This window comes from Leisingera sp. ANG-M1 (genome assembly GCF_000813745.1).
Taxonomy (GTDB): domain Bacteria; phylum Pseudomonadota; class Alphaproteobacteria; order Rhodobacterales; family Rhodobacteraceae; genus Leisingera.
Window position 1 is genome coordinate 28,561 of record NZ_JWLC01000036.1, and the last position, 13,070, is coordinate 41,630.

At 62.7% G+C, this 13,070-nt stretch carries 13 protein-coding genes; 8 read left to right on the top strand and 5 right to left on the bottom strand.

All coding sequences use genetic code 11. The features are described from left to right. Positions 1-47: 47 nt before the first annotated feature. Entirely contained in the window at positions 48-788 is a 741-nt protein-coding gene (locus tag RA19_RS24650) for a YebC/PmpR family DNA-binding transcriptional regulator (RefSeq protein ID WP_039168296.1), read from the top strand. A 126-nt stretch (positions 789-914) separates the two neighbouring features. Here RA19_RS24650 and RA19_RS26005 read toward each other — a convergent pair whose 3' ends face one another. The 4 genes from RA19_RS26005 to RA19_RS24670 form a co-directional block, all read right to left on the bottom strand. Then, positions 915-1,916: a DUF1036 domain-containing protein gene (locus tag RA19_RS26005; RefSeq protein ID WP_052262054.1), complete on the bottom strand. Its 1,002-nt coding sequence runs from the start codon at positions 1,914-1,916 to the stop codon at positions 915-917. A gap of 81 nt (positions 1,917-1,997) precedes the next feature. Next, positions 1,998-2,840 (bottom strand): COG3904 family protein, encoded by an 843-nt coding sequence (locus RA19_RS24660; RefSeq protein ID WP_039168264.1) that lies wholly within the window; start codon positions 2,838-2,840, stop codon positions 1,998-2,000. Between the two features lie 88 nt (positions 2,841-2,928). Then, a complete protein-coding gene (locus RA19_RS24665) occupies positions 2,929-3,621 on the bottom strand; it encodes a nitroreductase family protein (RefSeq protein ID WP_039168266.1) in 693 nt (230 codons plus the stop codon). 12 nt (positions 3,622-3,633) lie between these two features. Next, positions 3,634-4,521, bottom strand: coding sequence for a LysR family transcriptional regulator ArgP (locus RA19_RS24670; RefSeq protein WP_039168269.1), 888 nt, complete (start codon positions 4,519-4,521; stop codon positions 3,634-3,636). A 101-nt stretch (positions 4,522-4,622) separates the two neighbouring features. On the opposite strand from RA19_RS24670, the gene RA19_RS24675 reads away from it, so the two are divergent. From RA19_RS24675 to RA19_RS24690, 4 genes are all read left to right on the top strand, one after another. Next, complete coding sequence (locus tag RA19_RS24675) at positions 4,623-5,225, top strand: LysE/ArgO family amino acid transporter (RefSeq protein ID WP_039168300.1); 603 nt, start codon at positions 4,623-4,625, stop codon at positions 5,223-5,225. 99 nt (positions 5,226-5,324) lie between these two features. Next, on the top strand, positions 5,325-6,269 hold the full coding sequence (locus tag RA19_RS24680) for a pirin family protein (RefSeq protein WP_039168271.1): 945 nt from the start codon (positions 5,325-5,327) through the stop codon (positions 6,267-6,269). 51 nt (positions 6,270-6,320) lie between these two features. Continuing rightward, on the top strand, positions 6,321-7,241 hold the full coding sequence (locus RA19_RS24685) for a DMT family transporter (RefSeq protein WP_052262055.1): 921 nt from the start codon (positions 6,321-6,323) through the stop codon (positions 7,239-7,241). Between the two features lie 63 nt (positions 7,242-7,304). After that, entirely contained in the window at positions 7,305-8,309 is a 1,005-nt protein-coding gene (locus RA19_RS24690; RefSeq protein WP_039168274.1) for a DUF1036 domain-containing protein, read from the top strand. 4 nt (positions 8,310-8,313) lie between these two features. Here the strand turns inward: RA19_RS24690 and betI are convergent, their stop codons facing one another. After that, positions 8,314-8,889 carry a choline-binding transcriptional repressor BetI gene (gene betI / locus RA19_RS24695; protein WP_039168277.1) on the bottom strand — a complete coding sequence of 192 codons (576 nt, stop codon included), beginning with the start codon at positions 8,887-8,889 and terminating at the stop codon, positions 8,314-8,316. 159 nt (positions 8,890-9,048) lie between these two features. Here betI and RA19_RS24700 point away from each other — a divergent pair, with 159 nt between their 5' ends. The 3 genes from RA19_RS24700 to RA19_RS24710 all read left to right on the top strand — a co-directional run. Next, positions 9,049-10,257, top strand: a complete 1,209-nt coding sequence (locus RA19_RS24700) for a choline transporter (protein ID WP_039168280.1) — start codon at positions 9,049-9,051, stop codon at positions 10,255-10,257. A 123-nt stretch (positions 10,258-10,380) separates the two neighbouring features. Beyond that, on the top strand, positions 10,381-11,889 hold the full coding sequence (gene betC / locus RA19_RS24705; RefSeq protein ID WP_039168281.1) for a choline-sulfatase: 1,509 nt from the start codon (positions 10,381-10,383) through the stop codon (positions 11,887-11,889). Positions 11,890-11,951: 62 nt separating this feature from the next. Continuing rightward, positions 11,952-13,070: aldehyde dehydrogenase family protein (locus RA19_RS24710; protein ID WP_039168284.1), on the top strand; the 1,119-nt coding region annotated here is incomplete at its 3' end.

Genomic DNA, 13,070 nt, shown 5'->3' on the forward strand with positions numbered 1-13,070 from the left:
AAGGCTATATGGGCGCAAATTCGCAAATTCAGCAGCAAGGATGCACCATGGCAGGCCATTCAAAATGGGCAAACATTCAGCACCGCAAAGGCCGTCAGGATGCGGCGCGGTCCAAACTGTTTTCCAAGCTGGCCAAGGAGATCACCGTGGCCGCCAAGATGGGCGACCCCGATCCCGACAAGAACCCGCGCCTGCGCCTGGCCGTTAAGGAAGCCAAGTCGCAGTCGGTACCCAAGGACGTGATCGAACGCGCGATCAAGAAGGCCGTGGGCGGCGATGCCGAGAACTATGACGAGATCCGTTATGAGGGCTATGGTCCGAACGGCGTTGCAGTGATCGTCGAGGCAATGACCGACAACAAGAACCGCACCGCCTCCAATGTGCGCTCCACCTTCTCCAAGAATGGCGGCAACCTGGGCGAGACCGGCTCCGTGGGCTTCATGTTCGACCGCAAGGGCGAAGTCAGCTACCCGGCCTCCGTGGGCGATGCGGATACCGTTATGATGGCGGCCATTGAAGCGGGCGCCGAGGATGTCGAAAGCTCCGAAGACGGCCACATCATCTACTGCGCCGACAGCGACCTGAACGATGTGTCCAACGCGCTGGAAGCTGAACTGGGCGAGTCCGAAAGCACCAAACTGGTCTGGAAGCCAAGCACCACCACTGAGCTGGACCTAGAGGGCATGCAGAAGCTGATGAAGCTGGTGGATGCGCTGGAGGATGATGATGACGTGCAGCGCGTCACCACCAACTTCGAAGCGTCCGACGAGGTCATGGCGCAGCTCTGATCCGCTGCGTTTCAATTTGTCAGAAAGGCCCGCGGTTCAGGCGGGCCTTTCTTTTTCATCTGCTTCTTTCTGGCTGCAAATACCCCGGGGTGAGGCCGCAGGCCGAGGGGCAGCGCCCCTTTGGCGTCAGTCCAGCTTGCGGTAGCGCAGGATATTGCCGCGCGGCAGGTGCATCAGCACCAGTTCCAGGTGGTCGACGTAGTCAATCACATAGCAATAGTCCTCGCCGGTTTCCTCCTCCCGCGCATAGAGGTAGGGGCCGCCGCCTTCGAAATCGTGGCACCATTCCGAAACGGACAGGTAATCGCGCCCGGAATAGGCGCCGTCATAGGTATTCTCCCGCTCGGCACCCAGAATAGTGAACTGGGCATTGGGATCGTCTTCGGCGTACCAGTGCCCCTGCAGCTTATGCAGCAGCCCGTCATGCTCAGTCCAGGACCGGACCGTTGCATCGCGCAAGACCGCATCGGCTGTGCGGTCATAAACCGCTTCCAGATCGCCGGCCACCGTCAAAGGCGTGCCGGGGTCCAGCGTTTCCATGACCGAAAACACAAACTGCGGCGTGCGCCCGTCATCGCGGACAAAGAACTTGGTGCCGCTGGCGTGAAAGCTGCATTCGCGGATGCCTTCCGAATAACAGCCCTGCAGGATCACATTGTCAGTATAGGGTTCGCCATAGGTGCCGGGCGGTTGGGGGCCTGCAGCTGCCGGGGCCGGCGCAGCAGGGGCGGCAGCGGCGCCGTTCAGTGTCAGCGTGAAATGCGTGGCGGTCTCGCCGGTGTCCAGCTTGCGGAACCCCTGGGTGTCATAACCGCGCGCTGCGCAATCGGCATCGCCGTAAATGGTGAAAGCTTCGGATGTGGTGCAGAACGTGTAGTCGCCGCTGGCAAAAACCTCACCCGAGGCGTTGGCCCGGTAATAGTAATAGCGTTTTTTCAAATCGCCGCTGACCGGGGTTTTGCACACCCCAGCGGGAATATTCCACCAGCCTTCCGAAACCCAATCCCCTTCGCTGGAATAGCCGATGGCTAAACTTAGGCTGTGGCTGGCGTTATTGCAGATTTCCAGGCCGGCATGTGCCTGCGCCGCAGCCAGCATAAAGGCCGGCGCCAAAAGAAAATGCTTCATGTTCTGTCCCCCGGTTGATGCTTCAAAGGCTAAGGAACCTGACACAAACCGGCAAGAAATTCCGGCTGGCCCTGGGCTGCGCTATTCCGTCAGAACACCGCCGGTCAGCAGCTCCTGCCTGTCCGGAGTCCAGAGGCGGGAGTGCGGTATCCCGAAAACCTTGTCCGCAAAGTCTGCGCTGATGCCCTGCTGCAGAAAGAATGCCCGGTCCTTGCTCTGCTCCTTTTGGACATCCACTTGCGGCAGCCCGCTTTCGATCTGCAAATCATAGCTGTGAAAACCCAGCTGCGCCTCAGTGTCCAGGCTGCGCCGCCTTCCGGCAATGAAGATCAGCGTGCAGGCAGAGGCGCAAAGCCCCGTGGCCTGCGTGGACAGGTTCCGGTCCCGGATCAGTTTGGCCGCCCCCCGTGCTTCGGCAATCAGCCCGCCGGGGCCGGATAAGACGACTGTCTCCAGACCGGGATGATCATCCGCAAGCTGCCGCATCCGGCTGGTCAGGCCAAAGGTGATTTCGCCGGAAAACAGAATCCTGCGGCCGTCGTCAGACACCGTCAGGCTGTAGAGGGCCTCGCGCTCCCGTGCCCGCTGCTCGGCATAGCGGGGCGCCTCCTGCGGCTGCCGTGCAATCAGCAGCGCATCCCACCACAGGGTTATGGCGGCAAACCCGGCAAACAGCAGCAGCAAGTAGCCGCCCCAGACCGGCGCCATCGCCCCGGTGCTGCGCACATGCGCATCCGCGCTTCGTTGAAAGGCGCGGAACTGCCACAGCAGAAATCCTCCGTCCGCGGCCATCAGAGCAAACACCAGCGGCTCCGGCAGTCTTGCCCACTGGTTGAGCGCCAGCCAGCCCAGCAGCACCCCGGCCCGCGGCAGCAGTACCTGAAGGCTCAGGCTGCGGGGCAGGGAAGCGGCCGGCCGCGGCATCAGCCGCGCCGTCCGTCAGAAGCGGAGCGGTTTTCTCGCAGGAAAATTGGCCGGAAAGTACGAACTCTCCGGCTTCCTGCCGCCAGCGTCACTCTACAAATGCGCAAATCTCCTCCAGGGGTTTCTTCAGCTTGGCCACCGACGGCACCGTCGCATTCTCTGCCGGATGGCCAACCGCAATGATCATGGTGGGCTTTTCCGAGGATGGCCGGTCCAGCGCGCCATTCAGAAACTTCATCGGGTTCGGCGTGTGTGTCAGCGTGCACAGCCCCGCCGTATGCAAGGCCGTCAGCAGCACGCCCGTGGCGATGTTGACGCTCTCGGGCACATAGTAGTTCTTGAACCTTGTGCCGTCCTCGAACTCCCCCCAGCGCTGGGCAAAGACCACGATCAGCCAGGGGGCAGTGGTCAGATGCGGCTTGTCCGCATCGGTTCCAATCGGCTCCAGCGCCTTGATCCACTCATCGCCCGCACCGCCTGCGTAGAACTTGCGCTCTTCCTCTTCTGCCTCTTCCCGGATCCGCGCTTTCAGTTCCGGACTGGAAATGGCGGCAAAGAACCAGGGCTGGTGGTTAGCGCCCGAAGGCGCCGTGCCGGCCGCCCGGATGCAATCCGCGATCACCTCCCGCGGCACCGGCTGATCGGTAAAATCCCGCACCGTGTGCCGCCGCTGCATATGGGCAAGGAACTCTGCCGCTCTTTCCTGCATCTCAGCATCGGAATACCCAGCCCGGTCGGGCAGGGGGAGCGGATCGTAGCTCAGGGCGTCTTTTGCAAACATCTGCAGGGCATCCTATTGGTCTTGTGTCAAATACTGCTTGGCCGATGTCTGCACGGCCCGGGTCACCTCTGCAAGGGCCGGAGCCATCACACGGGAAACTTGCCAGGTCAGGGGCACCGCCAGCGTTGTGCCGGCAATCAGCGGCACAAGGCGGCCGGAACGGATATCCTCCGCTACCATCGTCAGCGGGTTCATGCCCCAGCCGAGCCCCGCGGCGGCGGCGTCAATGAACGCCTGGGTCGAAGGCAGGAAATGCGCAGGCGGTGCCAGCCCAGGTGCCACATTCCGCTCCAGCCACAGGCGCTGCAGATTGTCCTTGGCATTGAAGATCATGCAAGGCGCGCGCGCCGCGGCTTCGGCTGTTACCCCGTCGGGGAACCAGCGCGCCATGAAGCCCGGGCTGGCCGTCGCCGCATAGTCCAGCGCACCCAGCGGGTAGGCGTCAAACCCGGTCACCGGCCGTGCGCTGGCAGTCACCGCTGCCGAGACTTCGCCGCGCTTCAGCCACTCGGCGCTGTGATCCTGATCGTCCACCACCAGGTCAAACAGTACCCCGTCCACTGCAGCCATCGCCAGGATGAACCAGCTCGCCAGGCTGTCGGCATTGACCGCAATCCGCAGCCGCACCGGGCCGTGTCCGCCTTCCAAGGCCAGCTCGCGCGCCAGCTGCGCTTCCAACAGGCCGATGTCCTCGGCGTGTTTGGCCAGCCGCAGCCCTGCTGCGGTGCCGGTGCAGGGCGCCCCCCGCAGCACCAGCGCCGCGCCGATCCGGTCCTCCAGCGCCTTGATCCGCTGGGACACGGCCGAGGGCGTCACCCGCAGAGAATGCGCCGCGGCCTCAAATGAGCCAAGCCGCAATACCGCGCTCAGCGCCGCTAGCTGGCTGGGATCCATTTGCATTAGCAGCTCTAATCTGAAGTTAATCTCTTTAACTGGATTAAAGCCGGTGCAGGCAGTAGTCAAATCCCAGCACAACAATGGAGACCGCAATGCCCCTCAGTCTGCCGCCAAGCCTGATCGCCGGATTTGCTCTCGGCCTGAGCCTGATCATGGCGATCGGCGCCCAGAACGCCTTTGTCCTGCGCCAGGGGCTGCGGCGCCAGCATGTGTTCTGGATCTGCCTCACCTGCGCAGGCTCCGACGCGCTGCTGATCACTGCCGGTGTGCTGGGTTTCGGGTCGCTGGCCCTGGCGCTACCCTGGTTCGAGCAAGCTATGCGTTTCGGCGGCGCCGCCTTCCTGATCTGGTATGGCGCCCGGGCGCTGCGTGCCGCCTGGAAAGGCGGCGAAACCCTGGAGGCCGCGCAGGAAGGGGCAGGGGCGGCCCTGCTGCCGGTGCTGGCCACCGTGCTGGCGCTCACCTGGCTGAACCCGCATGTCTATCTGGACACGGTAGTGCTCTTGGGCTCAATCTCGGCCCAATACCCCGAGCCGCTGGTCTTTGCGGCCGGGGCCACCATCGCCAGCTTCTCCTTCTTCTTCACTCTCGGCTACGGCGCCAGCCTGCTGGCTCCGGTCTTTGCCCGGCCGCGCGCCTGGCAGGTTCTCGACGCCATTGTCGGCCTCACCATGTGGGCAATTGCCGCCAAGCTGCTGCTGATGTGATGCGCCGCGCCCCGTGAACAGCGCCTGTGCGCGGGCTGGCCTTACGCCCGCACCCAAACAGCCTACCTTTCCTTCTATAGCCGCCAAGAGGAGGGAAAGATGAGCTGGAACCCGGCCCTGGAACTGCAATGCCCCGACGCGGGCAGCCTGGACGCAATCGAGACCGTGATCATCCCGCGCGCCCGCGACCTCGGCGGCTTTGAGGTTCGCCGCGCGCTGCCAGCGCCCCGCCGCCAGATGGTCGGCCCCTTCATCTTCTTCGACCAGGCGGGCCCGGCCGAGTTCCTGACCGGCCAGGGCATCGACGTGCGCCCGCATCCGCATATCGGGCTTGGCACTGTCACCTACCTCTACAAGGGTGAGTTCGAGCACCGCGACTCCTTAGGCACCCATCAGATGATCTACCCGGGCGAGGTGAACTGGATGGTCGCGGGCGAGGGCGTTACCCATTCCGAGCGCACCTCTGCCGCGACCCGGCAGAATCCCAGCAGCCTGTTCGGCATCCAGACCTGGATCGCCCTGCCGGAAAGCCACGAGGACACCCCCGCCGCCTTTGAGCATCACGGGCAGGAGGCGCTGCCTTTCCTGCAGGGCGAGGGCAAGGAGGTGCGCCTGATCCTTGGCTCCGCCTGGGGTGAGAAAGCGCCTGTAACTCTTTATTCAGAAACTTTTTATGCCGACGTTGTGCTGCAGCCCGGCGCCAAACTGCCACTGCCGTCCGATCACGAGGACCGGGGGCTCTATGTCTCCCAAGGCACGGTGCAGATCGCCGGCGAAACCTTTGAAACGGGGCGGATGATGGTATTCCGGCCAGGAGACGAAATCACCGTGACGGCAGGCCCCGGGGGCGCCCGGCTGATGGCGCTGGGCGGCGCGACGCTGAACGGGCCGCGCTATATCTGGTGGAACTTCGTGGCCTCCTCGCGCGACAAGATCGAGGCCGCCAAGGAAGCTTGGGCCGCAGGCGACTGGCAGCACGGCCGCTTCCAGCTGCCGCCGGGCGATGATCAGGAGTTCATTCCGCTGCCGGAGCGGCGCAAATAATTCACATGTGAAGCCTTGCACCCAGGCCCGAACGGGTGTTCTGTCACCGCCATGAGCCAGATCGCTAACGCCCCTGAAACCGCCCAGAACCCTCTGAAGGGAGTGTTCTGGATGGTGGTAACTGGGCTCTGCTTTGTGGCGGTGACGGCGCTGGTCAAACACTTGGGCACCCGCATCCCGCCCGCTGAAAGTGCGTTTCTGCGCTATCTGCTGGGGCTGGTTTTCCTGATCCCGATGGCAAGTGCCCTGCGCAAGGCACGCCTGACCCCGCGGCTTTGGGCGCTGTTTGCGGGCCGCGGTGTAGTGCACACCGCCGGGGTGATCCTGTGGTTCTATGCCATGACCCAGATCCCGCTGGCCGAGGTCACGGCAATGAACTACCTTTCGCCGGTCTATGTGACGCTTGGCGCCGCGCTGTTTCTGGGAGAAAAACTCGCCTTCCGCCGCATCACCGCTATTGCCGTCGCGCTGATCGGCGCGCTGATCATCCTGCGCCCGGGCTTCCGCGAGGTCTCGCCCGGCCATATCGCCATGCTGTTTACCGCGGTCTCCTTCGGCGCCTCCTACCTGATCGCCAAGTTCACCGTCGGCAGCAACAGCCCGGCGGTGGTGGTGGCGATGCTTTCCATCTTTGTCACCATTGGCCTGGCACCTTTCGCCTGGGCCGTTTGGGTGCCGCCAACCCTGGCTGAAACCGCCATCCTGTTCGGCGTCGCCTGCTTTGCCACCGCAGGTCATTACACCATGACGCTGGCCTTTGCCGCTGCGCCGGTGGCCGTTACCCAGCCGGTCACCTTTTTGCAGCTGGTCTGGGCGACCTTGCTGGGCGCCCTGGTCTTTGCCGAGCCGGCCGACATCTGGGTGGTTTCGGGCGGCGGGCTGATCCTGGCGGCGGTCAGTTTCATTTCGTGGCGTGAGGCCAGGATCAAAAAGAGAGCTCTTACACCTTCCGGTAACGCAACTGGCGTTTAATCGTCTTATGGGTGTTACAATTCCGGGGTAATGTACCCCTGGTGGAGTGTAAGGGAGCTGCAAATGGCGCTGTACCTTTGGCTGCCTGCGCTGCTGCTGGCGGTCCTCCTGGAACCTTTGGCAGCGAGTGCCGGGGCCAGTATCTGCAATGACACCGGTGAGCTGCATCTTCTGGCAGTCAGCACCCGGGCCGACAGCGGCTGGGTCAGCGAGGGCTGGACCCGGTTGCCGCCGGGTGCCTGCACCGATCCGGTGCCCAAAGGGTACCAAGGCAAGTTTTTCTATTTCCGGGCGGAAAGCCCAGGACGGCAGTTCCGGGATGACAGCATCCGGTTTTGCACGGCGCCAGGCCGGTTCCGCATTGACGGCAGCAAGGAATGCCGAAGCCGCGGGTATGCGGAGAAGGGATTTGCCAAGGCCCGAACCGGCCAGACCGCGCCTCGCATCCAGCTCAGTTCCCGCTCAGTAAGGCAGGAGCCACGGGCCACGGACGCAGGCAGCAGCGGGGTACCGTTCTCTGCGCAAGTGGTGTTTCAGGGCTGCACACCGATGCGAGCGGAGCAAACCGTCTCCTGCCGGTTTGTTGGCAACGGCATGGAAATCGGCGCTTCTGGCAGGGACCGCAAAGAGGATACGGTCTTTTCCTTTCTGCAGGGGCTGCAGCAGGGTGCGCTGCTGATGATCGAGGGCGAGATGACCAGCTTTTTCGGATCGTCCGGCGAATTGGCGCTGCACAGTGCCGCGCTGCGCAAGCCTGGAAAATTCGACCGTATACTTCAGGAGATGCAGGGGGAATGGCGGCTGCAGGACGACCCCAGCGATAAGTTCACCGTTACCGGAGCGATCCGCCAGGTCACTTACCGCGGCAGTGTGATGGCACCGGAATATCTCTCGGTGCAGTCTAGCTGCCGCGGCCTGGGCTACGTTGGCGACTTCCTGATGGCGTGGGACAGCGAACATGGCGCCAGCCTGTGCTACCAGATCAAGGCCCTGTCCAGTGACGAGATGACACTGATTTATCTGCCGCGCGGCACCCGGCTGGTCTATCGCCGGCGGCAAGGGTCCTGACCGGTCAGGGAATGACCAGATCCACCACCCGGTGTGCTGCGCTGCGGGCTGCATCCGGTTTCAGCGCGGTTTCGGCCTGCGCCGCTTGCAGCCAAACACCGTCCATGTAGCACTGCAGCGCCTGGCGAGCTGTTTCCACCTGCTCAGCGGGCAGCAGCGCCCGCAGCTCGGCCAGAAAATGGCTGCGCACCCGGGACCGGTTGATTCGGTGCAGACGGCTCAGCCGCGTCGAATACGGCGCATTGGCCCAGAACTGCATCCAGATACTGCACTGCGGCACAGTAAACAGGCCATCGGCAAAGTTCGCGTCCATCACCGCATAAAGCCGCTCGCGAGGGGTGCGTGCGGTTGCATAGCCCGCGATCATCGCCTGCCGCAGCTTGCCAAGAAGATGCAGCATAGTGGCTTCCATCAGCCCTTCCTTGGAGCCGAAGTAGTAGTTGATCGAGGCCGCCGAGGCGCCCGCTTCCTTGGCGATTTCCGCCATGGTTACAACGCCGTAACCGCGCTGGTGCACGGCGACGATGGTCGCTTCGATCAGTTCTTCGTTGCGGATGTCCCGGATGCGTTTCCTGCTCATGGTAAATTTGTGCGGCAATTGGGCCGGCGTTTCAACTGTTGTTATCGCAGAACTGAAACTTGAATGGCTGTTTAAAAAATCGTTTGGCGGATCAGACTCCTGTGTTATGTACCCGTCCCATGTCTTGGGGCGGGAACCGCCCGCAAATGGGAGGGACATATGACCTACATAATCTCATTCGGGATTCTGCTGGCATTTGCGCTGGTGGCGTTCTGCGTGATCAAGTGGTGGAACGTCCGAAATGTCGGCGTCACACCCGTTCACCTTTTCACCTTCATTGCAATCCTGTTCACTTCCGGCCTCGACGTTGGGCTGATCATGTTCCCGCTGGCCTGGGACTTTCCGCTCTATGCGGACACCGCGGCGGAACCGGCCTATGGCTTCACCAACCCGCTGGCGCTGGAGTTCGGCTTCTGGGGCTTCCTGATCTGGGGCTTCTACTTCCTGACCACCTTCTACTTCTGCGTGGTTGAGCCGCGGGTGAAGTTCTTTGAAATCCCGCTGGTGAAGCTGATCAACAACATCGTGATCATCGGCACCTGCGCCTTCACCGGCGCGCTGTTCCTGATCTACCTGCCGTATTACGCGACCTTCATCGGCGATGGCGAAACCGTGGTTCCGGCCTTCTATGTGATCACCTTCCTGGTAATCCTGTTTGCGGCCTTCTCCTCGACCGACATCAAATACGTGCGTATTCTGTCGGTGGGCTCGACCGGCCTGTTCCTGGCGCTGATCCTGGGCATGTGGGCCTATGCCGGCATGGGGCTGGGTGAATTCGCCGCCACTGCGTCGAACATCGGCGGCTATTTCGCGAACATCCACAAGTTCATCCTGCCGCTGACCGACTATCACGAGTTCTATCTGTTCTGGTGGTTCGCATGGTCGATCATGATCGGCCAGTTCACCTCGCGTTTTGTCGGCGGCCTGCGCACCTGGCAGGTTCTGGCAGCGCTGCTTGTGTTCCCGTCGATCCCGCTGGGGATCTGGTTCTCGGTGCTCTACTACTACCACCTGAACAGCATCGAAACGACGCTGCTGATCAATGTCTCCATGGTCGCGGTGGGCATTATCTTCGTGGTCAACTCGTTTGACTCGCTGATCCGCCTCTACACCGACAACCTCAACCTCACCGCAAAGCGCTTTGGCACCATTCCTTATGTGGTCGGTAACGCGGTGGTTCTGTTCGGCCTGACCCTGGCCTTCCAAAGCCAGTGGCTGCAGATCCAGTGGATCGGTACCGCGGTGATCGGCATCTACGTGGCCTGCCTGGGCTACATCCTGATCGCCAAGCGCAGCGAAGTGATGAGCATCGACGCTTCGCCCGAGGAGAACACGCTCGACTTCGACAAGATCAAGGCGGCCCACTAAGGGCGGTCTCCCGGCTGGACTTCTGTTTCCCCGAATAGTCGGTTCAGCCATTAACTGCCTGGCAGCGCCCTCGGGCCTGCCAGGCGCCTTTGCAGAAACATCGCCTTAACTGGGAGGTCCGCGATGAGTGCCCCGAATATCCTGATCCTGATGGTTGACCAATTGAATGGGACACTCTTCCCGGACGGCCCGGCAGACTGGCTGCACGCGCCGAACCTGAAGAAACTGGCGGAACGCTCCTCGCGCTTCAAAAACGCCTACACCGCGTCGCCGCTCTGCGCGCCGGGCCGCGCCTCCTTCATGTCCGGCCAGCTGCCCTCGCGCACCGGCGTCTATGACAACGCCGCCGAGTTCCGCAGCGACATCCCCACCTACGCCCACCACCTGCGCCGGGCAGGCTACTACACCTGCCTGTCGGGCAAGATGCACTTTGTCGGCCCCGACCAGCTGCACGGGTTCGAAGACCGCCTGACCACCGACATTTATCCTGCCGACTTCGGCTGGACCCCGGACTACCGTAAGCCGGGCGAGCGGATCGACTGGTGGTACCACAACATGGGCTCGGTCACCGGGGCAGGGGTGGCGGAAACTTCCAACCAGATGGAATACGACGACGAGGTCGCCTACAACGCCACCGCCAAGCTTTATGAGCTGTCGCGCGGTCTGGATGACCGCCCCTGGTGTGTCACCGTTTCTTTCACCCACCCGCACGACCCCTATGTGGCGCGCAAGAAATACTGGGACCTCTATGAGGGCTGCGAACATCTGCTGCCCGAAGTCTCCGCTATGGATTACGAGGACCACGACCCCCACGCCAAGCGGATTTTCGACGCAAACGACTGGCGCAGCTTCGACATCACCGAAGAGAACATCAAACGCTCCCGCCGCGCGTACTTCGCCAACATCTCCTATCTGGATGACAAGATCGGCGAGATCCTGAACGTGCTGGAAACCACCCGGCAGGAAGCGATCATCCTGTTTGTCTCCGACCACGGCGACATGCTGGGCGAGCGCGGTCTCTGGTTCAAGATGAGCTTCTACGAAGGCTCCTCCCGCGTGCCGCTGATGATCTCGGCGCCGGACCTGCCCGCGGGCCTCATCGAAACCCCAGTCTCCACCATCGACGTGACCCCGACGCTGGGTGCGCTGGCCGGTGTGGACATGGGCGAGATCGAACCCTGGACCGACGGCCAGAGCCTGGTGCCGCTGGCCACGGGAACTGAGCGCACCGATCCGGTTGCCATCGAATATGCGGCGGAAGCCTCATATGCGCCATTGGTGTCGCTCCGCTACGGCAAGTGGAAATACAACCGCTGCAGCCTTGACCCCGATCAGTTGTTTGATCTGGAGGCCGACCCGCATGAATTGACCAACCTTGCCGATGACCCGGCCCATGCCGGCACGCTGCAAACCCTGCGCGCCAAATCCGAGGCCCGCTGGAATCTTGAGACCTTCGACGCAGAAGTGCGCGCCAGCCAGGCCCGCCGCTGGGTCGTCTACGAGGCGCTGCGCCAGGGCGGCTACTACCCCTGGGACTACCAGCCGCTGCAAAAGGCCTCCGAGCGCTACATGCGCAACCACATGAATCTCGACAACCTCGAGGAAAGCAAACGCTTCCCCCGGGGCGAATAACCCGAAATCAGCATCCCGCCAGTTCTTCTGGCCCCAAATATCCCCGCCGGAGGCATAAAATTATGACCCACCCCGCACAGCCCAAAGCCAGCCATTTCATCAATGGCGCCTACGTCGAAGACACGGGCGGCACCCCGATCCCGGTGATCTACGCCGCGACGGGCGAGCAGATCGCCACCGTCTATGCCGCCACCCCAGCCATCGTTGAACAGGCGCTGTCCACCGCCAAGGAAGCGCAGAAGGCATGGGCCAAGATGACCGGCACCGAGCGCGGCCGCATCCTGCGCCGTGCTGCCGACATCATGCGCGAGCGCAACCACGAACTGTCCGTTCTGGAAACCTACGACACCGGCAAGCCGCTGCAGGAAACCCTGGTGGCCGACGCCACCTCCGGCGCCGACGCGCTGGAGTATTTCGGCGGCCTCGCGGCAAGCCTCACTGGGGAGCACATCCCGATGGGCGAAGACTGGGTCTATACCATGCGCGAGGCGCTGGGCCTCTGCGTCGGCATCGGCGCCTGGAACTACCCGACCCAGATCGCCTGCTGGAAAGGCGCCCCGGCGCTGGCTTGCGGCAACTCGATGGTGTTCAAACCTTCGGAAACTACCCCGCTCTGTGCCCTGAAAGTCGCTGAGATCCTGCATGAAGCGGGCCTGCCCGCGGGCCTCTACAACGTTGTCCAGGGCATGGGCGAGGTGGGCGGCGCGCTGGTCACTGACCCGCGCGTCGACAAGGTCTCGCTGACCGGCTCGGTGCCGACCGGCAAGAAGGTCTACGCTGCCGCGGCTGAAGGCATGAAGCACGTCACCATGGAACTGGGCGGCAAGTCGCCGCTGATCATCTTTGACGACGCCGATGTGGAAAACGCCGTCGGCGGCGCCATCAACGGCAACTTCTACTCCTCCGGCCAGGTCTGCTCCAACGGCACCCGGGTGTTTGTGCAGAAAGGCATCAAGGAAAAATTCCTTGCCCGTCTGGCCGAGCGCACCGGCAACGCCGTGATCGGCGATCCGATGGATGAGGCCACCAGCTTTGGCCCGATGGTCACTGAGAACCAGATGAACATCGTGCTGGGCTACATCGAGAAAGGCAAAGAAGAGGGCGCCCGCGTTGTCTGCGGCGGCGCACGGGCAGATATGGACGGCTACTACATTCAGCCGACCGTCTTTGCCGATGTGACC

Bases quoted from the DNA above. Each gene is read 5' to 3' on its own strand.
- RA19_RS24650 (WP_039168296.1), top strand. From the start codon at position 48: ATGGCAGGCCATTCAAAATGGGCAAACATTCAGCACCGCAAAGGCCGT.
- RA19_RS26005 (WP_052262054.1), bottom strand. From the start codon at position 1,916: ATGAAGCATTTTCTTTTGGCGCCGGCCTTTATGCTGGCTGCGGCGCAG.
- RA19_RS24660 (WP_039168264.1), bottom strand. From the start codon at position 2,840: ATGCCGCGGCCGGCCGCTTCCCTGCCCCGCAGCCTGAGCCTTCAGGTA.
- RA19_RS24665 (WP_039168266.1), bottom strand. From the start codon at position 3,621: ATGTTTGCAAAAGACGCCCTGAGCTACGATCCGCTCCCCCTGCCCGAC.
- RA19_RS24670 (WP_039168269.1), bottom strand. From the start codon at position 4,521: ATGCAAATGGATCCCAGCCAGCTAGCGGCGCTGAGCGCGGTATTGCGG.
- RA19_RS24680 (WP_039168271.1), top strand. From the start codon at position 5,325: ATGAGCTGGAACCCGGCCCTGGAACTGCAATGCCCCGACGCGGGCAGC.
- RA19_RS24685 (WP_052262055.1), top strand. From the start codon at position 6,321: ATGAGCCAGATCGCTAACGCCCCTGAAACCGCCCAGAACCCTCTGAAG.
- RA19_RS24690 (WP_039168274.1), top strand. From the start codon at position 7,305: ATGGCGCTGTACCTTTGGCTGCCTGCGCTGCTGCTGGCGGTCCTCCTG.
- betI (WP_039168277.1), bottom strand. From the start codon at position 8,889: ATGAGCAGGAAACGCATCCGGGACATCCGCAACGAAGAACTGATCGAA.
- RA19_RS24700 (WP_039168280.1), top strand. From the start codon at position 9,049: ATGACCTACATAATCTCATTCGGGATTCTGCTGGCATTTGCGCTGGTG.
- betC (WP_039168281.1), top strand. From the start codon at position 10,381: ATGAGTGCCCCGAATATCCTGATCCTGATGGTTGACCAATTGAATGGG.